Annotated in this window: 23 protein-coding genes and 1 pseudogene; 15 read left to right on the forward strand and 9 right to left on the reverse strand. The window is 71.7% G+C overall.

What is annotated here, in order from left to right; genetic code table 11:
* The first annotated feature begins 37 nt into the window (after positions 1–37).
* From araD to AB0J40_RS39860, 3 genes are all read left to right on the forward strand, one after another.
* Complete coding sequence (gene araD / locus AB0J40_RS39850) at positions 38–1,750, forward strand: L-arabinonate dehydratase (protein WP_364464442.1); 1,713 nt, start codon at positions 38–40, stop codon at positions 1,748–1,750.
* 114 nt (positions 1,751–1,864) lie between these two features.
* Complete coding sequence (locus tag AB0J40_RS39855; protein WP_364464444.1) at positions 1,865–3,643, forward strand: VanW family protein; 1,779 nt, start codon at positions 1,865–1,867, stop codon at positions 3,641–3,643.
* A 43-nt stretch (positions 3,644–3,686) separates the two neighbouring features.
* Entirely contained in the window at positions 3,687–4,886 is a 1,200-nt protein-coding gene (locus tag AB0J40_RS39860; protein ID WP_364464446.1) for an MFS transporter, read from the forward strand.
* 137 nt (positions 4,887–5,023) lie between these two features.
* On the opposite strand, the gene AB0J40_RS39865 is transcribed toward AB0J40_RS39860, so the two are convergent.
* Positions 5,024–5,269: a hypothetical protein gene (locus tag AB0J40_RS39865; protein WP_364464448.1), complete on the reverse strand. Its 246-nt coding sequence runs from the start codon at positions 5,267–5,269 to the stop codon at positions 5,024–5,026.
* Positions 5,270–5,477: 208 nt separating this feature from the next.
* Between AB0J40_RS39865 and AB0J40_RS39870 the strand changes: the two genes are divergently transcribed.
* Positions 5,478–6,752 (forward strand): diguanylate cyclase, encoded by a 1,275-nt coding sequence (locus AB0J40_RS39870; protein ID WP_364464450.1) that lies wholly within the window; start codon positions 5,478–5,480, stop codon positions 6,750–6,752.
* A 19-nt stretch (positions 6,753–6,771) separates the two neighbouring features.
* Here the strand turns inward: AB0J40_RS39870 and AB0J40_RS39875 are convergent, their stop codons facing one another.
* Positions 6,772–8,124, reverse strand: a complete 1,353-nt coding sequence (locus AB0J40_RS39875; RefSeq protein WP_364464452.1) for a TrpB-like pyridoxal phosphate-dependent enzyme — start codon at positions 8,122–8,124, stop codon at positions 6,772–6,774.
* A gap of 162 nt (positions 8,125–8,286) precedes the next feature.
* Between AB0J40_RS39875 and AB0J40_RS39880 the strand changes: the two genes are divergently transcribed.
* The 3 genes and pseudogenes from AB0J40_RS39880 (at position 8,287) to AB0J40_RS39890 (ending at position 10,160) form a co-directional block, all read left to right on the forward strand.
* A complete protein-coding gene (locus tag AB0J40_RS39880) occupies positions 8,287–8,961 on the forward strand; it encodes a dienelactone hydrolase family protein (protein WP_364464454.1) in 675 nt (224 codons plus the stop codon).
* A 56-nt stretch (positions 8,962–9,017) separates the two neighbouring features.
* Positions 9,018–9,599, forward strand: a pseudogene (locus AB0J40_RS39885) (phosphatase PAP2 family protein); the annotation flags it as partial.
* Positions 9,600–9,698: 99 nt separating this feature from the next.
* Positions 9,699–10,160, forward strand: coding sequence for a phage tail protein (locus tag AB0J40_RS39890; RefSeq protein ID WP_364464520.1), 462 nt, complete (start codon positions 9,699–9,701; stop codon positions 10,158–10,160).
* A 13-nt stretch (positions 10,161–10,173) separates the two neighbouring features.
* On the opposite strand, the gene AB0J40_RS39895 is transcribed toward AB0J40_RS39890, so the two are convergent.
* The gene (locus tag AB0J40_RS39895) at positions 10,174–12,891 is read right to left on the reverse strand and encodes a tetratricopeptide repeat protein (protein WP_364464456.1); all 2,718 of its coding nucleotides are present in this window, start codon (positions 12,889–12,891) and stop codon (positions 10,174–10,176) included.
* A gap of 219 nt (positions 12,892–13,110) precedes the next feature.
* Here AB0J40_RS39895 and AB0J40_RS39900 point away from each other — a divergent pair, with 219 nt between their 5' ends.
* Positions 13,111–13,980 (forward strand): helix-turn-helix transcriptional regulator, encoded by an 870-nt coding sequence (locus AB0J40_RS39900; protein WP_364464458.1) that lies wholly within the window; start codon positions 13,111–13,113, stop codon positions 13,978–13,980.
* Positions 13,981–13,991: 11 nt separating this feature from the next.
* The gene (locus AB0J40_RS39905; RefSeq protein ID WP_364464460.1) at positions 13,992–14,987 is read left to right on the forward strand and encodes an aldo/keto reductase; all 996 of its coding nucleotides are present in this window, start codon (positions 13,992–13,994) and stop codon (positions 14,985–14,987) included.
* A gap of 76 nt (positions 14,988–15,063) precedes the next feature.
* Here AB0J40_RS39905 and AB0J40_RS39910 read toward each other — a convergent pair whose 3' ends face one another.
* Positions 15,064–15,726, reverse strand: a complete 663-nt coding sequence (locus AB0J40_RS39910) for a TetR/AcrR family transcriptional regulator (RefSeq protein ID WP_364464462.1) — start codon at positions 15,724–15,726, stop codon at positions 15,064–15,066.
* A gap of 55 nt (positions 15,727–15,781) precedes the next feature.
* On the opposite strand from AB0J40_RS39910, the gene AB0J40_RS39915 reads away from it, so the two are divergent.
* On the forward strand, positions 15,782–16,336 hold the full coding sequence (locus tag AB0J40_RS39915) for an ester cyclase (RefSeq protein WP_364464464.1): 555 nt from the start codon (positions 15,782–15,784) through the stop codon (positions 16,334–16,336).
* 69 nt (positions 16,337–16,405) lie between these two features.
* Positions 16,406–17,035, forward strand: a complete 630-nt coding sequence (locus AB0J40_RS39920) for a glyoxalase (RefSeq protein WP_364464466.1) — start codon at positions 16,406–16,408, stop codon at positions 17,033–17,035.
* 7 nt (positions 17,036–17,042) lie between these two features.
* Here AB0J40_RS39920 and AB0J40_RS39925 read toward each other — a convergent pair whose 3' ends face one another.
* Entirely contained in the window at positions 17,043–17,678 is a 636-nt protein-coding gene (locus AB0J40_RS39925) for a hypothetical protein (protein WP_364464468.1), read from the reverse strand.
* Between the two features lie 214 nt (positions 17,679–17,892).
* On the opposite strand from AB0J40_RS39925, the gene AB0J40_RS39930 reads away from it, so the two are divergent.
* Positions 17,893–18,867: a helix-turn-helix transcriptional regulator gene (locus AB0J40_RS39930; protein ID WP_364464470.1), complete on the forward strand. Its 975-nt coding sequence runs from the start codon at positions 17,893–17,895 to the stop codon at positions 18,865–18,867.
* 37 nt (positions 18,868–18,904) lie between these two features.
* On the forward strand, positions 18,905–19,702 hold the full coding sequence (locus AB0J40_RS39935; protein WP_364464472.1) for a DNA-formamidopyrimidine glycosylase family protein: 798 nt from the start codon (positions 18,905–18,907) through the stop codon (positions 19,700–19,702).
* On the opposite strand, the gene AB0J40_RS39940 is transcribed toward AB0J40_RS39935, so the two are convergent.
* Positions 19,699–20,181 (reverse strand): DinB family protein, encoded by a 483-nt coding sequence (locus tag AB0J40_RS39940; protein ID WP_364464474.1) that lies wholly within the window; start codon positions 20,179–20,181, stop codon positions 19,699–19,701. The genes AB0J40_RS39935 and AB0J40_RS39940 overlap by 4 nt on opposite strands.
* 74 nt (positions 20,182–20,255) lie before the next feature.
* Here AB0J40_RS39940 and AB0J40_RS39945 point away from each other — a divergent pair, with 74 nt between their 5' ends.
* On the forward strand, positions 20,256–21,050 hold the full coding sequence (locus tag AB0J40_RS39945) for a PIG-L family deacetylase (RefSeq protein WP_364464476.1): 795 nt from the start codon (positions 20,256–20,258) through the stop codon (positions 21,048–21,050).
* A gap of 164 nt (positions 21,051–21,214) precedes the next feature.
* On the opposite strand, the gene AB0J40_RS39950 is transcribed toward AB0J40_RS39945, so the two are convergent.
* Positions 21,215–21,610, reverse strand: coding sequence for a RidA family protein (locus AB0J40_RS39950; protein WP_364464478.1), 396 nt, complete (start codon positions 21,608–21,610; stop codon positions 21,215–21,217).
* A 47-nt stretch (positions 21,611–21,657) separates the two neighbouring features.
* Here AB0J40_RS39950 and mtnA point away from each other — a divergent pair, with 47 nt between their 5' ends.
* Positions 21,658–22,623 (forward strand): S-methyl-5-thioribose-1-phosphate isomerase, encoded by a 966-nt coding sequence (gene mtnA, locus AB0J40_RS39955; RefSeq protein WP_364464480.1) that lies wholly within the window; start codon positions 21,658–21,660, stop codon positions 22,621–22,623.
* Here the strand turns inward: mtnA and AB0J40_RS39960 are convergent.
* Both AB0J40_RS39960 and AB0J40_RS39965 read right to left on the reverse strand, forming a co-directional pair.
* Positions 22,620–22,835: a ferredoxin gene (locus AB0J40_RS39960; protein ID WP_364464482.1), complete on the reverse strand. Its 216-nt coding sequence runs from the start codon at positions 22,833–22,835 to the stop codon at positions 22,620–22,622. The two genes, mtnA and AB0J40_RS39960, sit on opposite strands and share 4 nt — an antisense overlap.
* Before the next feature lie 2 nt (positions 22,836–22,837).
* Positions 22,838–24,028 carry a cytochrome P450 gene (locus AB0J40_RS39965; protein WP_364464484.1) on the reverse strand — a complete coding sequence of 397 codons (1,191 nt, stop codon included), beginning with the start codon at positions 24,026–24,028 and terminating at the stop codon, positions 22,838–22,840.
* Positions 24,029–24,134 lie beyond the last annotated feature (106 nt).

Genomic DNA, 24,134 nt, shown 5'->3' on the forward strand with positions numbered 1-24,134 from the left:
CCGCTCCGATCGTATATCAGATGCCATACTGGATCCCATGAAAACTCCCGAGGAACTCCGCAGCCACCGGTGGTTCGGCGGCGACGAACTGCGCAATTTCAGCCACCGCGCCCGCAGCCGCCAGCTCGGCTACAACCCGGAAGAGCACCTCGGCAAGCCGGTCATCGGCATCCTCAACACCTGGTCGGACATCAACCCGTGCCACATGCACCTGCGCGAACGCGCCGAGCAGGTCAAGCGCGGCGTCTGGCAGGCCGGCGGGTTCCCGCTGGAGTTCCCGGTCGCGACGCTGTCGGAGACCTACCAGAAGCCGACGCCGATGCTCTACCGCAACCTCCTCGCCATGGAGACCGAGGAGATCCTGCGGTCCTACCCGATCGACGGCGCCGTCCTGATGGGCGGCTGCGACAAGACGACCCCGGCGCTGCTGATGGGCGCGGCGAGCGCGGACCTGCCCGCGATCTTCGTGCCGGCCGGGCCGATGCTGCGGGGCCACTGGCGCGACGAGGTGCTCGGCAGCGGCACCGACATGTGGAAGTACTGGGACGACAAGCGCGCGGGGCTGATCGGCGACGCCGAAATGTCCGAACTGGAGCGCGGCCTGGCCCGCTCGCCGGGGCACTGCATGACGATGGGGACGGCGTCCACGATGACGTCCGCCGCCGAGGTGCTCGGCATGACGCTGCCGGGCGCGGCGTCGATCCCGGCCGTCGACTCGGCCCACCACCGGATGGCCGCGGCGAGCGGCGCGCGGATCGTCGGCATGGTCTGGGAGGACCTGACGGCGGGCCGGATCCTGGACAAGACCGCCTACGAAGACGCGATCACCACCGTCCTGGCACTGGGCGGCTCGACCAACGCCGTGATCCACCTGATCGCGATGGCCGGGCGCAGCGGGATCCCGGTGAGCCTGGCCGACTTCGACGCGATCGCGCGGCGCGTGCCGGTGCTCGCGAACGTCCGTCCGGGCGGCGACTGGCTGATGGAGGACTTCTACTACGCGGGCGGCCTGCCCGGCCTGCTGTCGCGGCTGACCGACCTGCTGCACACCGATCGGGTGACCGTCACCGGCCGCACGCTCGGCGCCGACCTCGAGGCCGCGCGGGTGCACAACGACGACGTCATCCGGCCGCGCGACAACCCGGTCGCAGCCGAGGGCGGGGTCGCGGTGCTGCACGGGAACCTGGCGCCGTCGGGCGCGGTGATCAAGCACATCGCCGCCGAGCGGCACCTGCTGACGCACACGGGCCCGGCCGTGGTGTTCGAGGACTACGCGGACCTCAAGAAGCGGATCGAGAACCCGTCGATCACCGCGGACTCGGTGCTGGTGCTGCGCGGCTCCGGCCCGCTCGGCGGCCCCGGCATGCCCGAGTACGGGATGCTGCCGATCCCGAAGCACCTGCTCGAACAGGGCGTGCGCGACATGGTCCGGATCTCCGACGCCCGGATGAGCGGCACGAGCTACGGCGCGTGCGTGCTGCACGTGGCCCCGGAGTCCCACGTCGGCGGCCCGCTGGCACTGGTCCGCGACGGCGATCCGATCACGTTGGACGTTCCTTCGCGGACCCTGCGGCTCGAGGTGCCCGACGAGGAACTGGCGCGACGGCGTGCCGGGTGGACTCCGCCGGCGCCGCGGTTCGAGCGCGGTTACGGCGCGCTCTACAGCGAACACATCACGCAGGCCGACGTCGGCTGCGACTTCGACTTCCTCGCGCGGGCCGGCCACAACCCGGAACCCGACGCCCGATGACCACAGCGTGACCGGTTCATCCCCCGTTAGGGCGAGTCGTACGGCTTGTCCGGGTGCCCCGTACGCTGAGGCCGTCACCGGCGCGCTCCGGTGCCGCGTTGAAGGGGTGGAGAGTTGCCGTACGAACCGCGCTGGCCCGAGTCACACGGTGAGCAGACGGACGTCCTGCCGGTCGTCCGGCCCGAACCGGACCCGCGACCCCCCAAGAAGCGCGACCTGCGCAAGGCCGGCTGGATCGCGGGCGGGGTCTTCGGCCTGCTCGTCGTGGTCTACGGCGTCGACCTGCTGGTGAGCCAGGGCAGCGTCCCGCGCGGCGTGACCGTCGCCGGCGTCGACGTCGGCGGGATGGACCGCGCCGCGGCCGAGCAGGAGCTGCGCGGGCAGATCGAGCCGCGGCTGACGCGGCCCCTCGCCGTCACCGCGGGCGACGTCCAGGGCACGCTCTCGCCGACGGCCGCCGGGCTGGGCCTCGACTGGCCGAAGACCCTCGACCAGGCCGGCGAGCAGCCGCTGAACCCGTTCACGCGCCTGGCGTCGCTGTTCTCCAGCCGCGAAGTCGGCGTCGTCAGCCACGCCGACGAAGCCAAGCTGGCCGCCGCCCTCGAGGGCCTGCGCGGTCAGGTCGACCGCGAGCCGGCCGAGGGCACCGTGAAGTTCGAGGGCGCGAACCCGGTCGCCGTGCCGCCGAAGCCCGGGCAGAAGCTCGACGTCGGCGCCGCCAGGGCCGCGGTCGTCGAGAAGTGGGCGAGCGGCGGCACCCTGTCCCTGCCGGTGACCGGCACGCCGGTCCGCACGACCCCCGAAGGCGTCCAGGCCGCGCTGGACCAGTTCGCGCGCCCCGCCGTCTCCGGCCCGCTGGTCGTCAAGGGCGAAGGCAAGAACGCCACCGTGAAACCGGAGGCGATCGCCGCCGCTCTGAGCTTCGAGCCCGCCGAGGGCGGCGGGCTGACCCCGAAGATCGACAACGCCAAGATCGCCGAAGCCGCCGGGCCGCAGCTGAAGTCCACCGAGAAGGAGGGCAAGGAGGCGACGATCGTCTTCGAGGGCGGCAAGCCCACGGTCGACCCCTCCACCGACGGCCGGACGATCGACTGGGACCCGAGCCTCAAACCGCTGCCCGAGGTCCTCAAGAAGACCGACGGCCGCGAGGTGCCGGCGATCTACAAGGACGCCCCGGCGAAGGTGACGACCGAGCAGGCGAACCAGCTGGGCGTCAAGGAGGTCGTCGGCGAGTTCACCACCGGCGGCTTCGCGCCCGACTCCGGCACCAACATCCGCGTGGTGGCGCAGAAGGTCAACGGCGCCATCGTGAAGCCGGGGGAAACCTTCAGCCTCAACGGGTTCACCGGCCCGCGCGGCAAGGCGCAGGGGTACGTCGAGGCGGGCGTGATCAAGGACGGCGCCCCCGGCCGGGAAGTCGGCGGCGGCATCTCGCAGTTCGCGACGACGCTGTACAACGCGGCCTACTTCGCGGGCATGAAGGACGCCGGGCACAAGGAACACAGCTACTACATCAGCCGCTACCCCGCCGCGCGCGAGGCGACGGTGTTCCAGAACCCCAACGGCGCCAGCGTCATCGACCTCAAGTTCACCAACGACGCGCCGACCGGCATCGCGATCCAGGCGATCTGGACGCCGTCGTCGATCACCGTGAAGCTGTGGGGCACCAAGCGCTACACCGTCGAGTCGATCCCCGGCGCCCGCTCGAACCCGAGCGACCCGCAGCCGAAGCCGGGCCCGGCGGAGAACTGCCACGCGTCGAACGGCGCGCCGGGGTTCACCACGACCGACACCCGCGTGCTGAAGGACGTCGCCACCGGCCGCGAGGTGAGCCGCTCGACCCGGACCGTCCACTACAACCCGCAGCCGAAAATCACCTGCGGCCCCTCCTAACGGCCGTTCACGCAACGCGCCCGCGGAGGTACCGTGGGTTACCGTGGCGACGCGCGCGGCGGGCTTCCGGGACGTCCTCGCGGTGGCCGAGTTCCGGGCGCTGTTCTCCGCGCAGCTGGTCTCGGTCACCGGTGACCAGCTCGCGCGCGTCGCGCTGTCGATCCTGGTCTACGACCGCACGAACTCACCGGGCTGGGCCGCGCTGACGTACGCGCTCACGTTCCTGCCGGACCTCGTGGGCGGGCCGCTGCTGTCCGGGCTGGCCGACCGGCACCCGCCGCGGGCGGTGCTGGTCGCCGCCGACGTGCTGCGCGCGCCGGCGGTCGCCGTGATGGCGTGGCCGGGCCTGCCGCTGCCGTCGGTCGCGGCGCTGCTGATCGGCGTCCAGCTGCTCAACCCGGTGTGGAACTCCGCCCGCGCGGCCCTGCTGCCGCAGGTGCTGCCCGGCGAGGCGTTCGTGCCCGGGATGGGCCTGCTGATGATGCTGGTGCAGGCGGGCCAGATCGCCGGGTTCGCGCTGGGCGGGCTCCTGGTGGCGGCCACCGGTACCGGCGGCGCCCTGCTCGTGGACGCGGCGAGCTTCGCGGTGTCGGCGCTGCTGCTGGCGGCCGGCGTCCGGTCCCGGCCGCCGCGCGAGTCGTCCGGCGTCCGCTGGTGGCGGCACGTGCGGGCGGGCTGGACGGTGGTCGCCGGCGACCGGCGCCGGCTCGCGCTGGTCGCGCTGGGGTGCGTGTCGGGGATCTACATCGCGGGCGAAGCGATCGCGGCGCCGTACGCGGCGGAGCTGGGTGGCGGCGCAGTGGTCGTCGGCCTGCTGCTCGGGGCGTACGCGCTGGGGAACGTGGTGGGGATGGCGGCGTTGTCGCGGATCCCCTCTTCTCAGCGGGCGCGTCTGCTCGGGCCGCTGGCAGTGCTGGCGTGCGCGGCGCTGCTCGGCTGCGCGCTGCGGCCGAACCTGGAGGGCACGCTGGCGCTGCTGACGCTGTCCGGAGTGGCCGGTTCGTACAACCTGATCGCGAACACGACGTTCGTCCAGCTGACCCCGGAGGCCCAGCGCGCGCAGGCGTTCGGGTTCGCGCTGACGGCGTTGCGGGTGTCGCAGGGGCTGGGGGTCGTGCTGGCCGGGCTCGCGGCCGAGCGCGTGGCTCCGCACGGCGTCGTCGCCGGCGCGGGCGCGATCGGCGTGGTGGCCGCCTCGGGGGCGGGATTGCTGTGGCGGCGGGCGCAACCGGAGTCCCGGTGACCGGCTTTGCCGGCCGGTCACCGGGCACTGGTCAGGACTGGGTCCGGTGAGGCTTGTTCAGCCGTCGGCCGCCGTATGCCTTTCGCTCGAACCCGGCGGCGTGCGGTCGGGCCACGGCGGCCTGACCAGAACAAGCCTCAGTCGGTCGGGCACTGCGGCAGCGCTGGCGAGACGCCGGGGCGGGTCCAATCGGTCGGGAGCTCGCGGACGGTCCAGTCGGTCGGCAGTTCGCGGGCCGTCCAGTCGGTCGGCAGCCGCCGCGGGGTCCAGTCCGTCGGGATCGCGCGGGTCCAGTCGGTGGGGAGCTGCCGGGTCCAGTCGGTCGGCCGCTGCGCGCGACGCCGGGACGGGACGATGTTCGCGGTGGGCAGGAAGTGCGACATGGTTTCTCCTGTTCGTGAGGGATCTTGCACGGTGCGTGACCGGACGGTAGCCCGACCAGCCTAGTGACACACCGCGTTCATTCGATTACAGTGACGATTTCCGCGAAGAGTTCCGTCCTGAGAAGAGGGGCGTTTCGTGGGATTGTCCGGGTCCCCAGGGCGAAAGCCCAGCTCAGAACGTCCACGATCAGGTCTCCGTACGTGGGCGATGTGGAAGCTCGGCACTCCGGTGCTGGGCTACGTCCTCATCGTCGACGCGCTGGCGGTGATCGCGGTCGTCGCCACGGCCGCGCTCGTGCCCGTGACCACCCAGGCGGTGCTCTGGTGTGGACTGATCCTCGCGGGCGAGATCGTGCACCTCGAAGCGGCGCAACGCATCGAGCGCATCCGCGAGCTGGCCGCGGACGGCCGGCCGCACATGCACCTGCAGTCGATCTGGATCTTCGCCGGGCTGCTCCTGCTGCCCCCGCCGCTGGCCACGCTCGTCATCGTCGTCAGCTATGCCCATTCCTGGGTGCGCGTCTACAAACGACGCGGCGTGATTCACCGGAAAGTGTTCTCCGGCGCCACCGTCATCCTCGCCTGTTTCGCCGCGGGCGCCGTGCTGTCGGCAGGCACCGGGCACCTGGCGCCGTACGTGCCGTACCTGGACGGGTTCGGCGGCATGACCGCGCTGCTGCTGTCCGGGATCGTCTACTTCGGACTCAACTACGTGCTGGTGATCCTGGCGATCCTGATGAGCAACCCGGGCAAGCCGCCGCGGCAGGCGTTCGGGAACCCGTCGGACGTGCTGATCGTGCTGGCCGCGGTCGGCGTGGGCTGCGGGATCGCGCTGGTGATGACCGTCCGGCCGTGGCTGCTGCCGGTGCTCATGGTGACCCCGGTGGCGCTGCACATCGGCCTGCTGCTGCCGCAGTTCCAGGCCGCCGCGCGCACCGACTCCAAGACGGCGCTGCTGGCGCCGGAGTTCTGGGTGCAGCTGGCGCGCAACGAGCTGGCCCGCGCCGCCGAGCTGGCGTCGACGGCGGGCGTGCTGATGATCGACATCGACCACTTCAAGGCCATCGACGACGGCAACGGCCACCTGGCGGGCGACGAGGTCCTGCGCGCGATCGCGGCGGCGATCCAGCACTCGGTCCGCGGCGGCGACTACGTGGGCCGCTTCGGCGGCGACGAGTTCGTGGTCCTGCTGCCGGGCGCGACGAGCGCGGAGATCGTGTCCATCGCCGACCGCATCCGCGCGGCGATCGCCCGCATCGAGGTGCCGGTCCCGGTGGTCCGCCCGGGCAAGCCCGAGGTGATCGACGGCCTGACGGCGTCGATCGGCGCGGCGGTGTACCCGGAAACGGCGCAGGAGTACACGATCCTGCTGCAGGCGGCGGACGACGCGGTGTTCGCGGCGAAGGCGGCCGGCCGCGACCGGGTCGTCCTGGCGGGGGCGCGGACCGAGCTGGCCCGCCCGGAGATCCCGGACGTCCTCTGAGCTCCGGGCGGGCCGGGTTCTACGGCAGCGTCGCCAGCGAATTCTCCAGCGTGGCGGCGGACAGCTCGTTGTCCACCATGTCGCCGGCCAGGTAGGCGCCGTAGGCCGGCAGGTCCAGGTGCGCGTGCCCGCACAGCGCCGTGAGGATCACCTTCTCCTCACCGGTTTCCTTGCACCGCAACGCTTCCTGGATGCACGCCGCGAGCGCGTGCGTCGGCTCCGGTGCCGGGATGATGCCCTCGGCCCGCGCGAACCGCACGCCCGCCGCGAAGCACTCCTGCTGCCCGATCGCGATCGCCTCGATCAGGCCGAGCTCGTAGATGTGCGAGATCAGCGGGGACATCCCGTGGTAGCGCAGGCCGCCCGCGTGGATCGGGTCCGGGATGAACTCGTGGCCGAGCGTGTGCATCTTGAGCAGCGGCGTGAGCCCGGCCGTGTCGCCGAAGTCGTAGGCGTACTTCCCCCGCGTGAGTGACGGGCACGCGGCCGGCTCGACCGCGCGGATCACCGGGTCCATCCGGCCGGCCAGCTTCTCCCGCAGGAACGGGAACGCCAGCCCGCCGAAGTTCGAGCCACCGCCGGTGCAGCCGACCAGCACGTCCGGGGTGTCCCCGGCCAGCTCGAACTGCTTGAGCGCCTCTTCGCCGATGATCGTCTGGTGCAGCAGGACGTGGTTGAGCACGCTGCCCAACGCGTACCGCGCGTCCGGGTCCTGCGCCGCCTGCTCGACGGCCTCGCTGATCGCGATGCCGAGGCTGCCGGTGGAGTCGGGGTGCTCGGCGAGGATCGCCTTGCCGGACTCGGTCAGCTCGGACGGGCTCGGGTGGACGGTCGCACCGAAGGTCTCCATCATCAGCTTGCGGTAGGGCTTCTGGTCGTAGGAGGCCCGGACCTGCCAGACCTCGCACTCCAGCCCGTATTGGGCGCAGGCGAACGCGAGCGCGCTCCCCCACTGGCCGGCGCCCGTCTCGGTGGTCAGCCGGGTGACGCCTTCGGCCGCGTTGTAGAACGCCTGCGGCACGGCGGTGTTCGGCTTGTGCGAGCCGACCGGGCTGACGCCTTCGTACTTGTAGTAGATCCGCGCCGGCGTGCCGAGCGCCTTCTCCAGCCGGCGCGCCCGGAACAGCGGCGACGGCCGCCAGAGCCGGTAGACCTCCCGGACCTCCTCCGGGATGTCGACATACCGATCAGTCGTCACTTCCTGGGCGATGAGCGCCTGCGGGAAGAGCGGCGCCAGGTCGTCCGGCCCGACCGGCTCCCGGGTGCCGGGGTGCAGCGGTGGTGGCGGCGGCTCCGGCAGGTCGGGGATGACGTTGTACCACTGGGTCGGCAGATCGTCTTCGTCCAGGACGTACTTGGTCTTCTCAGCCATCGAGCCTCCTTGGTCGGCACCTCAACTTAGGACGCTCCGGGCCGCGGAGCCAGTACGGTGACCGGGTGAAGACCCGGCGATCATGACCGGCCGCGACCCGGCCTACGTGTCTGGTGTGGACAGTCCCGGGCCGGTCGCCGACATCGTGGAAAGGACCTTCCGATGAAGAGCGTGCTGACGGACCTCCCGGTGTGGCACCCGCCGTCCGGTCGCGGCCCGGGCCTGGTGCTGATCCAGGAGATCTTCGGCCTGGACGACTACCTGCGCTCGGTGGCGGCGGACCTCGCTTCGGCGGGGTACGTGGTGGCGATCCCGGAGCTGTTCTGGCGCACCGCACCCGGCTGGTCGTCGACGCACGACGAGGCCGGGGTGGCGGCGTCGATGGAGGTGTCGGCGAAGTTCGACCCGGCGCTCGGGCTTTCCGACGTGCTGGAAACCGTGGCCCACCTCCGGTCTTCGCCCGAGGTCACGGGCGGGGTGGGCGTGCTCGGCTTCTGCCTGGGCGGGTCGCTGGCGTTCGCGGCGGCGGCCGCGGGCGACCCCGACGTGGCGGTGTCGTTCTACGGCTCGACGGTCGCCGGGCAGATCGCGGACCTGGCGCGGGTGAGGTGCCCGATCCAGTTCCACTTCGGTGGGCGGGACCCGTACATCCCGCGTGCGGACGTGGCCGTCGTCGAGGCGGCGGTGGCCGGGCACCCGGGGGCGGAGATCCACGTGCAGGAGGAGGCGGGGCACGCGTTCCACAACAACGTGGCCCCGATGTTCCACCACCCGGAAGCGGCGGCCCGCGCCTGGGACCTGACCACGGAGTTCCTGCGGCGCACCCTGCCGGCGTGACCTTCGGCGGGCGGCGTGCGGTGGTCGTCGAGGTAGTCCTCCTGCTGCTGTGGTTCGTGCTCTTCGCCCGCATCGCGGCTCTGCTGGGCACGGACTTGGCGGCCGCCGACGCGCATGCTTCGGCCCTCCAGTCGGCGGAACACGCGGTGCACCTCGACGTCGAGCTGAGCGCTAACCGGTGGCTGGCCGGGCATCCGGTCCTCGCCCGGCCGGCGGTGTACGTGTACCGCGGGTACTACCTGGTGGTCGCGGGCGTGCTGGTGTGGGTGTTCGTCCGGCACGCCGAGATGTACCGCCGGGTCCGGCGAGTGATGGTCGCGATGATGGTCCTGGTCCTGCCGGTGTACTGGGCGGTGCCGATGGCGCCACCGCGGTCGGCGTTGCCCGGTGCGGTGGACATCGTGGCCCGGTACGACCTGTTCCACCAGGAGAGCTGGGTGCATCCGACCCACTACACGGCGATGCCGAGCATGCACGTGGCCTGGTCGCTGTGGTGCGCGTATGCGGCGTGGACCGCGCTGCGGGGCTCGCGATGGGCGCTGGTGCCGTGGGTGTTCCCGTTGGTCATGGCGGCGGTCGTGCTCACGACGGGGAACCACTACGTGCTCGACGTCGTGGGCAGCGTCGTGCTGCTGGCCGTTTCGATCGCCGTGGCGAGCCGGTGCGGTTGCGCGTTCCCTGGGTTACCCTGCGCTCCGGTCGCCGCGAAGCCGGGCCACCCACGAAGGAGTAACGCCATGTCCCACGCCGTGGACTTCACCACCGTTTCGACCGCGGGCCTGGAGTCGTCGCCGGTCGCGGCCGCGCTCGCCGGCCTGCGGGCGAACGAGGCCCGGTACTTCAAGAACAAGTACGACCACGTGTTCACCGTCGAGCCCGCCGGCGACGCGCAACAGACCGTCGACTGGGTGCACCGGATCCTCGAGGAGGAACGCGGGATCGTCATCGCGTCCCGCCCGCTCGAGGCGACGGCGTTCCAGGTCGAGAACATCCGGATGGCGTACGTGTTCTACGAGAGCGGCCTGTCGGTCAACGTGATGTACACAGTGGACGACGGCGGGAAGCGCGCGGTCGGGTTCAAGCTGTCCGACGGGATGGAGGTGCCGGCGGAACTGTCCGCGTTCAAGTTCGCCCGCCAGAAGTCCAAACTGGCCGGCACCATCCGCGGCTCGTACTTCGTCATCAAGGGCGAGTACTGAACCCCGGGCGGGTTCAGGACGTCAGGCTCCAGGCCGTCGCGTCGTCGAGGTCCGCCAGCTGCCGCGTGATGCGGTCGACGTCGGCGACCCGGTGCTGGGCGCGGTTCAGGGCCAGCGCGCGCCGCCAGGCCGCCCGCGCCTCGGCGCGCTGCCCCAGCGCGGCGTGGGTGCGGGCCAGGTGGTCCAGGGTGTCCGCCTCGTAGTAGGTGGCACCAAGGTCGCGGCACAGGTCGAGGGACTCGCGGAAGCACGCCAGCGCCCGGTCGTGCCGCCCCCGGTGGTGCTCGATGTAGCCCAGGCAGTCCAGCGTGACGGCCTGGCCCTGCCGGTTGCCGTGCCGGACGAAGAGGGCGAGTGCCTCTTCGCAGGAAGTCGTGGACTCCCGGAAGTCGCCCAGCAGCGCCTGGTACCAGCCCATCGTGCCGAGCGCTTCCCCTTCCCACACCGGGTTGCCCAGCATCCGGAAGAGGCGCAGCGCCAGGTCGGCGTAGTCCAAGGCCAGCCGGGCGTCCAGCTGCCGCCAGACCCCGCTGAGGTCGTAGTACGCGCGGGCTTCGCCGTGCGTGTCACCGGTCTCCCTGGCCAGGCTGAGCGCGCGGTACAGGTGGCAGGACGCCTCGGCCCGCCGTCCGGCACGCGCGTGGGCCTGGCCGAGCAGGCGGTGCGCGTGCCCTTCGAGTTCGGGGTCCTCCAGTTCCTCCGCGGCGGTGAGCGCGACACCCCAGGTCGTCAGCTGCTCGTGCAGGTGCCCCCGCCGCAGCAGGTAGCCGTGCAACGTCCAGGCGAGCTGCCAGGCGAGCTCCGGCCAGTCGTGCCGGACCGCCGCCTGCTGCGCGGCGAGCAGACCGGCGTGCTCGGTGTCGAACCAGCCGAGGATCGAGGCGTCGTCGGCGAAGTCGGGGAGGGCGGCCGGACGCTGCCCGCCTCCGACGTCGATCGGTTTCCGGTCCGGGTACAGGAGCCGCTCGCCCGCGTGGCTGGCGTGCACGTAGTAGCAGACCAACCGCCGCAACGCCGGGATCGCGCCGGAGTGCGGCTCGGCCGCCCGCTCACCCGCGTAGAGCCGGATGAGGTCGTGCATGCGGTAGCGGGCCGCGCCTTGGCGCTGCACCAGGTGGGCGTTCTCGAGCTGCCGGACCAGCGCCGTGACCCGGCCGGCGGGCAGCCCGGTCAGCGCCGCGATCGCGGGCAACCCGATGTCCGGGCCCGGCGCCGTGCCGAGCAGCCGGAACACCTGGGCGGCTTCGGGTTCGAGCGTCTCGTAGGACCACGACAGCGCGGCGCGCAGGTTGGCGGTGAGCTCGCCGCCGTCGAGCGCGTCCAGCCTGGCCGACGCTTCACCGAGCTCGGCGGCCAGCGATGCCAGCGGGAGGTGCGAGTAGGTCGCCGCGTACGCCGCCACGATCCCCAGCGCGAGCGGGAGGCCGGCACAGGAGGTCACCAGCTCGTCCACCGCCGCCCGTTCGGTCGCGACCCGCTCGGGGTCGAGGCGCTTGGCGAGCAGTTCGGTCGCTTCCGGGACGTCCAGCACGTCCAAGGTCAGCGGCCTGGCGTCGTGGGTGGTGATGAGCCCGGTCAGCTGGTTGCGGCTGGTGATCAGCACGGTGCAGGCCGGGCTGCCGGGCAGCAGCGCCGCCACCTGGACGCTGTCCCTGGCGTTGTCCAGCACGATCAGCATCCGCCGGTCCGCCACCGCCGCCCGGTACCGGGCCGCCTGCCCCTCGGCGTCGAGCGGGGCCGGCCCCGGTGGCAGCCCCAGCGCGTCGAGGAACCCGCGGATCGCCTCGGCGGGTTCCACCGGCGCGCCGGACGGGTCGAACCCGCGCAGGTTCACGTACAGCTGCCCGTCGGGGAACCGGTGGGCGTTCTCGTGCGCCCACTGCAGCGCGAGCCACGTCTTCCCGATGCCCCCCATGCCGACGACGGCGATGATCGCGCCGGCGCCGTCCTCGGCGGGCAACGACTTCGTGAGCGCGGCCAGTTCCCGGCTCCGCCCGCTGAACGACCGCGGCCGGGCGGGCAGCCGGGGCACCGGCACGGCGGCCGCACCGGGCGCTTCGTCCGGCGTGTAGGGGCGATCGGGCAGGCAGATCCACGCCCGGACGGCGGACTCCTTGACGGTGACGTCGGCCTGCCGGTAGGTGGTCGCGTCCTCGATCGAGCTGTGCCGGACGACCTCGGTGAAGAACCAGGACGAGACGATGAGCGCCAGCACGCCCGGCGAGCCGGCCAGCGCCGACTTCAGCGGCGGTGCGTCGAGGAGGCGGAAGGCGAGGTTGATCGACTTCGCGGTGACCCCGAAGTCGTCGTAGGTGATCTCACCGGCGTGCAGCGCCATCCGCAGCCGGATCCGCTCCGGGCCCAGGTGCGTGCTGTTGTGGCGGCGCAGGGCGGTCGCCAGGGCCCGCGGCAGCGATTCGACGAACGCGGCCTTGGGCACCTCCGCCCCGGCGAGGACGAACACGCCGTCGCCGCGGTCCTCGACGTCGCAGCTGTCCCACGGGATGCCGGCCGCCTCGAAGGCGACCCGCAGCGCCCGGTACATCCCGCTCCGCACCGCGACCTGGTCGCCGTTGGTCCGCTGCGGGTGCCCGAACCCCTCGACGTCCACGATGAGGATCGTGCGGTGCACCGCCGGCCGCGGGCCCACCGACCGGATGGCCCGTACCGGCGACGACGCGCCGAAGACCGCTTCCCGCGTTTCGACGACCTCCGGACAGCCTTCGACCATGAGCGGGCCTCCTCCCGAGGAACGATCAACGGCCCGCGCGGGCCTGCGGGACTTCGGGGTACCGGGGGTTTCCTCTAACAGGATGGGTCAGGGCCCGGAGGCGGGATAGCGGGATTGCAATATTGCACGGGAAACACCGTGCAGGATCTGCCGTATGATCTCGCGAAGAGTGCCGCGAAACTCGACGTGCAGCATTCCGGAGAAGGGGACGGCCGGCCCATGACGCAGGACGCACCGTCGGCGCGCGAGCGTCAGCTGGCGCGCGAGCTCCGGCTGCTCCGTTCGACGGTCGGCCTCACGGGCAAGGACGTCGCCGAGCGGCTCGGCTGGTCGACGTCGAAGGTCTCCCGGATCGAGACGGGCCGGATCGGCATCGGCCAGGACGACCTCGAGTCGCTGTTCGGCCTCTACGAGGTGCTGGACGACAAGGCCGAATACCTGCGCAGGCTGGCCGCCTCGGCCCGGGCGCAAGGCTGGTGGGACGCGTACGCGAACAACCTGTCCTCCGGCTATTCGAGCCTGATCAAGCTGGAAGCGGGCTCCGCCGCGCTCCGGTGCTACTGCGCACTGGTCCCCCACGCGCTGCTGCAGACGCCGGAATACTCGCGGCACGTCATCCAGTCGACCCTGCAGGTCCCCGCGCCGACCGAGATCGACCGGCGCATCGACATCGCCCGCCGCCGGCAGGCGGTCCTGCGGCGGGAGAACCCGCCGATGCGGCTGTCGGCCGTGATCGACGAGGGCGCGTTCCGGCGGCACATCCGGACCCCCGACGGGCGGATCGACAACAGCGTCACCCGCGCGCAGTTCCGGCGGCTGGCCGACCTTTCGGCGTGGCCGCACATCACCATCCAGGTGCTGCTCTTCAAGTCCGGGATCCCGCCGGTGACCTCCGGCTCGTTCTCCATCCTGGAATCGCTGGCGACCAACACGCCGGACGTCGCCTACCTGGAGAACAAGACCCGGTTCTTCTTCATCGACACCGAAACCGAGGTGCACCAGTACGTGCAGGAGTTCGAACTGCTCAGCTCGATGGCGCTGGACCCGGACGAGTCGCGCGCCTTCATCGAGCGCGCGGCGAACCGCTGAGGACGCGGTCGATGCAGAGACGTGAACTCGGGGAGTCGGGCCTCAAGGTTTCCGCCATCGGGCTCGGCTGCATGGGCATGTCGGAGTTCTACGGCCGGGCCGACGAACCGGCGACCGTGGACACCATCCGGCGGGCGATCGACCGCGGGATGACCCTGATCGACACGGCGCCTTCCTTCGGCGCGCCACACCACGGCGAGTCCGCCAACGAAAGGCTCGTCGGCCGGGCCCTGCGCGGCCGGCGGGACTCGGTCGTCCTGGCGACCAAGTGCGGCTTCGTCCGCAGCGGGAACGAGCGCGTCGTGGACAACTCGCCCGGGTACATCCGCCGCTCGGTCGACGAGTCGCTGGCCCGCCTCGGAACGGACCACATCGATCTGTACTACCTCCACCGGCGCAGCCCGCACGTGCCGATCGAGGACGTCATCCTCACGATGAAGGACCTGGTCCAGGCCGGCAAGGTGCGGCACCTCGGCCTGTCGGAGGTCAGCGCCGAGACGTTGCGGCGAGCCGGTGAAGTCCATCCGATCACCGCGCTGCAGAGCGAGTACTCGTTGCTCAGCCGCCAGCTCGAGGCCAAGATCCTGCCCACGGCGAAGGAACTCGGCGTCGGTGTCGTCGCGTACGCGCCGATCGGACGCGGGCTGCTCACCGGCGGACTGACCACATTGGACGGTCTGGAACCGCACGACCTGCGCCGGGTGCAGCCCCGGTTCCAGCGGGGCAACCTCGACCGCAACCTCGCGCTCGTCGAGCGGGTGCGCGCGGTCGCGCGGGAGGCGGGCTGCACCACCGCGCAGCTCGCCCTGGCCTGGCTGCTCGCGAAGGACGACGGGATCGTGCCCATCCCCGGCACGACGAGGCGCCGGCACGTCGAGGAGAACGCCGCGGCGGTCGACGTCGTGCTGTCGGCGGCGCAGATCAAGGAACTCGACGAGGCCATCCACCCCGGCGAGGTCATCGGCGAGCGGAACACCGCGGCGAGCCTCGCACTGATGGAGCTGTAGCCGCGTCAGCCTTCGCGGGCGGCGGGCGCGACCACGCGTGCCGGGTTCCGTTCCGGACGAGGCGATCACCGGCTTCCTACCGGGGTGACGGGCCGAGCAGCTGCGTGGTCAGAGTGTGCGCGAGCCACTCCTCGTACTCGTCGTCGGTCCACCCGCGCCCGCCCGCCAGCAGCTGGTAGACCTGCGGCGAGTTCAACGTCCACACGATGTCCCGGGCGCGCTCGAAGCCGAGGCCGGGGCGCAGCCCGCCGATCTCGGTGAGCGCCCGGACCACCGCACCGGCGCCCACGAGCCGTTCGCCCTCGATCGTGTCGGCGAACGCCGCCAGCTCGGGGTTTCCCGAGCGCGCCGCCGACAGCAGCAGCGCCAGCAGGGGGCTGAGGCGGGCCGACAGCATGCGGCACACCGCCGCGTACTTGTGCAGCTTCTCCACGGCCGAGGTCTCGGCGGCGAACTCACGCCAGACCGGACGCTCCATGAGCGGGGTCGGCTCGTCGTCGCCCGCGAGCACCACGTCGTAGACGCCCTTGATCAGGTTTCCCTTGGTGCCGAAGGCCTTGTACACCGTGTCGATCGACACCCCGGCCGCGCCCGCGACGGCCTTGATCGTGGTGGCCGCGTAGCCGTTCTCCAGCAGCAGGCGGTAGGTCGCGTCGAGGATCCGCCGCCGGGTGGCTCTCGCCTGCTCAGCGCGCGTCGAGTTGTCGTAGCGGCGTGGCTTGACGCCCTCGTGTGACATTGCTTATAGTCCCCTTAGATTCAATCTATCTCCACTATAACCAAGGAGGGGTGTCATGGACACCACGACCCGCGGTTCCGCCGAAAGATCCACCACCTCCGAAGACGAGGCCATCGCGGTCTGCGTCCGCGCCATGCACCTGATGGGCACCGGCAGCCTCGCCGACCTCCGCACCGTCATCCACCCCGACGCCACCAACCGGGAGGGCAAGGACGAGCCCGCGGCCTGCCGCGGACGCGGTGCCGAAGCGTTCTACGCGACGGCGTTGTGGCTGCGCGCCGCCTACTCGGACCTGCACTGGGAAATCCACGACGCCGTCCACGCCGGCGACCTGGTGGTGCTGCACACCAGCATGGCCGGCCGGCAGACCGGGCCGTTCGTGACCTACGACGAGCGCGCCGCGGTCAAGCAGGCGATGCCGCCCAACGGAAAGCCCTTCAGCGTCACGCAGTCCCACTGGTTCCGGGTGGCGGACGGCAAGGTCGTCGAGCACTGGGCGAACCGCGACGACCTGGGCCTGGCCGAGCAGCTGGGCTGGATCCCGCCCACCCCGAAGTACCTGGCCCGGATGGCGCTGGCGAAGCGGCGGGCCGCCCGCGCCGCCGGCTAGCGCGCACCCGCCCGAACCGATCAGGAATCGAGAAGCGCTGGTCATCGCGCCGGACCTAGCGTTACCGGCATGACGAACATCGACTCCCTCACCCTCGAGGTCACCGACACCGCGGCGGCCGAGCGCTTCTACGCCGACGCCTTCGGCCTCACCGGCCGGCTCCGCTTCCGGACCGCACAGCAGCCGTCCAGCGGGTTCCGGGGCTACACCCTCTCCCTCACCGTCGCCCAGCCCGGCGACGTCGACTCGCTCATGGCCAGCGCCGTCGAGGCCGGGGCCACCACCCTCAAGCCGGCCGCCAAGTCCATGTGGGGCTACGGCGGCGCCGTCCAGGCCCCCGACGGCGCGATCTGGACCCTCGCCACCTCGAACAAGAAGGACACCGGCCCCGTCACGCGGGAGTTCGACGCCATCGTGCTGCTGCTCGGCGTCGCCGACGTGGCCGCCAGCAAGAAGTTCTACGTCGAGCACGGGCTCGCCGTCGCGAAGAGCTTCGGCCGCATGTACGTCGAGTTCGAGGGCGGCGAGAGCCCCGTCAAGCTGGCGCTCTACCGGCGCAAGGCGCTCGCCAAGCAGGCCGGCGTCGCACCCGAAGGCAGTGGGGCGCACCGGATCGCCGTCAACCACGCGGCCGGGGCGTTCACGGACCCGGACGGGTTCGCCTGGGAAGTCACCACGCACGAGTCACTCGACGCTTGAGCGCGGGTCAGCCGCCCGGCAGCTCGATCAGGGTGCCGTGCCCGACCGCGACCGCGTCGTCCGGTTCGGGCACGGCTTTGGGGCTGCCGACGCAGAGGTAGCCGCGGTAGGTGCGCCCCTTCACCTGCTCGGTCACCGGCCGGAACCGGTCGGGGCGCAGCCCGCGGAACCGCGTGGCGACGACGTCTTCGTACAACCGCTGCGAAACGACCACCACGACGTCTTCACCGGCGTGCCGGGCCAGCGCTTCCCGCGCGGCCTCCGCGTCGAGCAACCGGCAGGCGACGATCAACGCGTCCCCGATCGGCCCGAACACGCCCGCGGTCAGGGCGCCGTGGTGCATCGAAATCCGCAACCGCAGCCGGGGCCGGCTCCCCCGGCGCAGTTCTTCCGCGACCTCGTGGGCGAAATCCGCGACGACGCGGGAAACGTCGGAATCGGCGGGCAGCACCGCCAGTTCCCCGTCGCCCCGCGGTTGCCGGAGCCATTCCGCGCGGACGAGCCCGGCGCGTTCGGCGGCCCGGTCGAGCACCTCCGCCAGCCGGAACAGCACCGCGGTCTGGTCGAGGATCCCCAGGCGCGAGAACCCTTCGACGTCCACGGCCATGACGAGCCCGTAAACGAGCTGACCTTCGTGAAGCATTGTCCGTCCCCTCGGCAGAGCCGATGTCCCTGAGCCGATTGAACAGGCGCGCGCCGTTTACGCACCACGTTCGCGGACACACGAAGACGAACGCGAAGGGATGAGACGATGTGGGACAAAACCGGCCGGGATGGGACACGATGTCTTCATGCCGCTTTCCCGATCCGGACCATTCGGTGACCTTGACCCGTCCGGGGTCACGACGCTCACCCAGTTGGCCGCGCTGCTCCGGCAATGCCGGGTGCGCGCCGGGAACCCGTCGCTGCGCGACATCGAGCGGCTCGGCGAGAAACAGGGACACGTGCTGCCCCGCTCCACCGTGGCCGGGGTCCTGGCCGGCCGGCGCGGGCCGCGGCGCGATCTTTTCCTGGCCCTGCTGACCGCGTTCGGCATTCCCGAAGAAGACCGGGCGGCGTGGACGAATGCCTGGGAAAGAGCCGTCGCCGGGGAGCCCGCCGAATTCGCCGCCGAGCCGGACGACGATATCTGGCGCTTCCCGCCGGACGAGCCGGTGATGATCACTTGCGGACGGATCCCGGAATCGGAGATCAGCGAACTCACGCCGAGCGATCCCCGAGATCCCGACTACGTCGATTTGGCGACGTACGCCGATCCCGACGCGCTGATCCACCTGTTCGGTCACATTCGCGCCCTGAACCCGGAAAACGAGGTGAAGTTCGCGACGACGAACGAGCTGCAACCCGGGGACTACGCCAGCCATCTGGTGGTGATCGGCGGATCGGACTTCAACATGCTGACGCGTGACTTGTTCTCGGCCCTGCACCTGCCGGTGAAGATGTCGCCACGGCTGCCGGAGACGGATTGGCTCGGCATGGAGGTCGCCAACGGGGACGAGACGCAGCGGTTCAGCCCCGTTCTCGGCCACGAATACGGGGCGCGCATCCTCCACGAGGACGTGATCCTGTTCTTTCGCGGCGTCAACCCGGCCGACCGGCGGCGCACCATCACGATCTGTGCCGGCATGTACGCCCGCGGCACCCTGGCCGCCGCCCGGTGCCTGACCCATCCGGCACTCGGACCGGCGAACCAGGCTTACCTGCGCCGCACGGTCGGCGCAAATCTCCACTTCGGGTTCGTTGCGAGGGCGATCGTCATGGACCGGATGGTGGCCCCGCCGGACCTCACCAACCCGGAGCACCGGCTCTACGAATGGGTGCGGCCGGAGTGATCTGCGGCCGGGCACCGGAGGAGTCAGACTGGTCGGCGTGCCGGAACTGCCCGAAGTGGAGCTCGCCCGCCAGGTCCTCGCCGACGCGCTCGGCCGGGAGATCCGGGACGTCGACGACCACGACGACTGGGTCTGCCGCCCGCACGCACCCGGGGACATCGCCGCCGCGCTGCGGGGCGGCCGGCTCACCGAGGCGCACCGGCGGGGCAAGACGCTGTGGTGCGAGACGGAGAACGGCGACGGCGAGCCCGGCCCGAACCTCGGCCTGCACCTGGGGATGGCCGGGCAGCTGCGGTTCGCGGGCCGCAGCGGGCCGCCCGGGCCGCGGCGGTTCCGCGGCCGCGACGAAAAGCCCGAGTGGTTCCGGTTCGGCATCACCTTCGCCGACGGCGAACAGCTGCGCCTCTTCGACACGCGCCGGCTCAGCCGGGTGCGGCTCGACCCCGACCTCGACGCGCTGGGCCCGGACGCGGGCGAGGTGTCGCGCCGGGACTTCCGCGAGCGCGTCGGCCGCGGCCGGGCCCCGGTGAAGGCGCGGCTGCTGGACCAGTCCGTGCTGGCCGGGATCGGGAACCTGCTGGCCGACGAAACCCTGTGGCAGGCGGCGGTGAGCCCGGCCCGCCCGGTGCACGAGCTGACCGAAGCGGAGCTCACGGACCTGCACAAGGCGCTGCGGAAGTCGTTGCGCGCGGCGATCAGGCACGGCGGCGTGCACACCGGCGAGATCATCGGCCACCGCCGCGCGGGCGACCACTGCCCGCGCTGCGGCGCGGAGATGGCGCACGGCACGGTCGGCGGCCGGTCGACCTGGTGGTGCGCGAAGGAACAGGCCTAGCGCGGCCCGAGCCCGGTGCGCCCGTCGATCAGCTCGCGGGCGACGTCGAGGTGGCCGGCGTGCCGGGCCGTCTCTTCGATCATGTGCAGGACCACCCCGCGCAGGTCGGCGATCTCGTCCGCGAGCGGTGAGGAGTGGCGCAGCTTCGGTGGCGCGGACAACGGCGTCGCGGCGAAGATCTCGTCGGAGCGGCGGCACTGGTCGCGGTAGAAGGCGAAGACGACTTCGGGGGAACGCGGTGTCCGCAGCGGCTCGTGGTCGTCGTCCGGCCAGGACACCGGGTCCGCGCTGCCGGTGACGATCTCCTGGAACCAGTGCCGCTCGGCGTACCCGAGGTGCTCGACCATGCCCAGCGGCGTCCAGCCGGACGGCAGGACCGCGGTGGTCAGCGCGGCTTCGCCGAGCCCGTCGAGGATCGCCAGGACCACCGCGCGCTGGGCGTGCAGGAACGACAGCAGGGTGCTCTTCTCGTCGGCCACGACCGGGGACCCTAGCGGCAGGTGCGCACCTTGGCGGGCGGTTTTTGTCGGTGGTGTTCGGTAGCTTGGCGGACATGGCAACATTGGTCACCTTCCACGCCCACCCGGACGACGAATGCCTGCGCACCGCCGGTGTGATGGCCAAAGCCGTCGCCGAGGGACACCGCGTCGTGCTCGTCGTCGCCACCAAGGGCGAGGTCGGCGAGGTCCCCGACGGCTTCCTCGCCGAGGGCGAGCAGCTGTGGGAGCGGCGCGTGCGGGAGTCGCACGCGGCCGCGGAGATCCTCGGCGTGGCCCGCGTCGAGTTCCTGGGCTACCGCGACTCCGGGATGATGGGCGAGCCCACGAACGACGACCCGGCGTGCTTCTGGCAGGCGGACGTCGAAAAGGCGGCCGCGCAGCTGGCGGAGATCCTGCGCGCGGAGTCGGCCGACGTGCTGACGGTGTACGACGACAACGGCGACTACGGCCACCCGGACCACATCCAGGTCCACCGGGTCGGCATGCGCGCGGCCGAGCTGGCGGGCACCAAGCGGGTGTTCCAGGCGACGTTCAACCGCGAGTTCATGCAGCGCGGCTTCGAGGAGGCGGTGGAGCAGGGGCTGATGCCCGAGGAGGCGGCGCCGAAGCCACCGGAGAACGTCGAGTTCGGGAAGCCGGAAGCCGAGATCACGGCGGCGGTCGACGTGTCGAAGTACCTGGGGCTGAAGCGGGCGGCCATGCGGGCCCACCCGAGCCAGATCAGCGAGGACATGTTCATGCTGGCCATGCCCGATGACGCTTTCGCTTTCGCCTTCGGGACCGAGTGGTTCATCCGGGCGGGGCAGGGGCCGGGGATCACGGAGACGGACTTGATGGCTGGGTTGTAGGGGCTGCCGGGGGCCGGGGGCCGGGGGCCGGGGGCCGGGGGCCGGGGGCCGGGGGCCGGGGGCCGGGGGCCGGGGGCCGGGGGCCGGGGGCCGGGGGCCGGGGAGAGGATGGCTCGCGGGGGGTTCTGTTCGGTTGCCGGCTCTCCGTTTTCGCCGGTGCCCTCTCAGTCCAGAGCTGCCGTTACGTCCAGTTCCACCAGCTGACCTTCGAACCCCAGCTGGGCCACCCCCAGCAGCGTGCTTGCCGAGGTGAATGCCTCGGCGATCTCCGAACCCGTCAACCGGTCCCATACCTCGGCCAGCTTCGAGCGGTCGTTCGTTGCCACGTAGATCACCGTTCGGACCACGTCCGCCGGCGTGGCTCCCGCGAACTTCAACGCCTCCGCCGTGTTGGCCGCTACCTGGTCGACCTGGGGCAGCAACCCCTCTGCCACCGTGCCGTCCGGCTTCAGCGGGCACTGGCCCGCCAGGTACACCGTGCGTCCCGCCGTCACCGACACCACGTGGTGGTAGCCCGGTGGGGTGTGCAGGCCGGGCGGGTTCTGCCGTTCAATGGTCACCACCGCATCTTCGCCGGGCGCGCAACCCGATTAGCCAGGGAGGGCACGTGCGCAGGACCATCGACTGGGACGGTGGCGCCGTCGTCGTCATCGACCAGACCGCCTTGCCCGGGGAGTTCCGGCTGCTGCACCTGCGAACCGTCGGTGAGCTCGTCGACGCCATCAAGCGGCTCGCCGTCCGCGGGGCGCCCGCCCTCGGGGCCGCCGGTGCCCTCGGGGTCGCCCTCGCGGCCCGGACCGGCGGGGACGTCGAGGCCGATGCCCGGCTGATCGCCACCGCCCGGCCCACCGCCGTCAACCTCGCCTGGGGCGTCGAGCGCGCCCTCGCGAAACTCGGCCAAGGCGCCGACGCCGTCCTGGCGGAAGCGATGGCCTTGCTCGCCGAGGACGAAGAACTCAACAAGGCCGCCTCGAAGCACGCCGCCGAAGTCGTCCTCGGAGCGTGCCCGCGCCGGCCGCTGAGGCTGCTCAGCCACTGCAACGCCGGGCGGCTCGCCACCGTCGGGTGGGGCAGCGCCCTCGGTGTCGTCTGGCACCTGAACGAGCGCGGGCTCGTCGAGGAAGTCCTCGTCGACGAGACCCGCCCGCTCCTCCAGGGCGCCCGGCTGACGGCGTGGGAACTCGCCCAGGAAAGGATCCCCTACCGCGTCCAGCCCGACGGCGCCGCCGCGGCCGCCATGGCCAGGGGGATGGTCGACTGCGTGCTCGTCGGGGCCGATCGGATCGCCGCCAACGGCGACGTCGCCAACAAGATCGGGACCTACGGCCTCGCCATCGCCGCGAAGCACCACGGGGTGCCGTTTGTCGTCGTCGCCCCTTCGTCCACTGTGGACAACACCCTCGAGACGGGCGCGGGCATCGCCATCGAAGAGCGCGACGCCCGCGAACTCACCGCCTACGCCGGCACCCCGACCACGCCGGAGGGAGCGCACGTCTTCAACCCCGCGTTCGACGTCACCCCGTACGAGCTCGTCACGGCCGTGGTCACCGAACACGGCCGCTTCGCGCCCTAGGGACGCGGGCCGATCTCGCGGCCGCCGTCGGTCACCGTGATCGCCATCGCCGGGCACGAGTCCGCCGCGTCCAGCACCGTCTCGTCGGCTTCCACGTCCGGTACCGCCGTCTGCGCGACCGCGCCCTCCAGGACGAACACCTCCGGCATCAGCGCGGCGCACATCCCCGAGCCGATGCAGGTGTGTTCGTCGACTTCCACGTGCCAGGTCATGCTCACCATCCGATCGGCATCGACCGCGGTCCGCGGACGAGCATCTGCGTCTTCCACACGATATCGCCGGCCAGGTGGATGCCGGGCAGCTCGGTGACCAACGCGCGCAGCGCCTCCTGCAGCTCGAGCCGGGCCAGCGGCGCGCCCAGGCAGTGGTGGACGCCGTGGCCGAAGCCGAGGTGGTGGATGTCGCCGCGGTCGAACCGCAGCTTGTCGGCGTCGTCGAACTGCAGCCGGTCGCGGTTGGCCGCGCCGACCGCCACCAGCACCGGCTCCCCCGCCTTCACGAGCACCCCGCCGACCTCGACGTCTTCGGTCGCGTAGCGCGCGAAGCCGGCGCCGGCGCCCAGCGGCACGAACCGCAGCAGTTCCTCGACGGCCGCCGGGATCAGGTCCGGGTCGTCGACCAGCCGCTGCCACTGGCCGGGCTGGTCGAGCAACGCGTAGACGAAGTTGGGGATCTGGCTCGCGGTGGTCTCGTGGCCGGCGACGAGGATGCCGACGCACAGGTCGACCAGCTCCAGTTCGGTGAGCCGGTCGCGCGTGTCGCGCGCCTCGATCAGCGCCGTCATCAGATCGTCCTGGGGCTGCGCCCGGTGCTCGGCGATCAGGCCGCGCATGTAGTCGCGCAGCTCTTCGCGGTTGCGCTCGAACTCCTCCGGTGTCAGTCCGCTGGTGGACAGCGCGGCGTCGCTCCAGACGCGGAACTTCGGCCGGTCGGCGACCGGGACGCCGAGCAGCTCGCAGATCACCGCGACCGGGATCGGCAGCGCGTAGCGGTCGACGAGGTCGGCGGGCGGGCCGGCGGCCTTCATGTCCGCGATCAGGCCCGAGGCCAGGGAAGCGACGCGCGGGCGGAGCAGCTCGACGCGGCGCATGGTGAACGCCTTGGCCACCAGCGTGCGCAGCCGCGTGTGGTCGGGCGGGTCCATCTGCAGGATGCCGCCCTCGCGCTGCACGGGCGAGCGGCGCGGCGCGTCCTTCTCCTTTTCCATCGCCCGCGAGAACCGGCGGTCGCCGAGCACGAGCCGGGCGTCGGCGTAGCGGGTGGCCAGCCACGCCGGCTCCCCGTACGCCATCTTGACCCGGACCATGCCCTCGGCTTCGCGGGCCGCCGCGTAGGCCTCGTTGAGGTCGAGGCCCGCCTCCTCGTTGAAGGGGTACGAGAGCGGCTCGGTGTGGGTGACGGTCATGCGGAACCCCCGTGCTCGGTTGTAAGCAGCTGCTTACAACGCTACACAGTTTCTTCCCACCTGTCACGATCCGCCATTGCCCGGTCACCGAATACTAGGTTACGGT

The sequence above is a fragment of the Amycolatopsis sp. NPDC049691 genome (genome assembly GCF_040675005.1).
In the GTDB taxonomy this organism is placed as follows: domain Bacteria; phylum Actinomycetota; class Actinomycetes; order Mycobacteriales; family Pseudonocardiaceae; genus Amycolatopsis.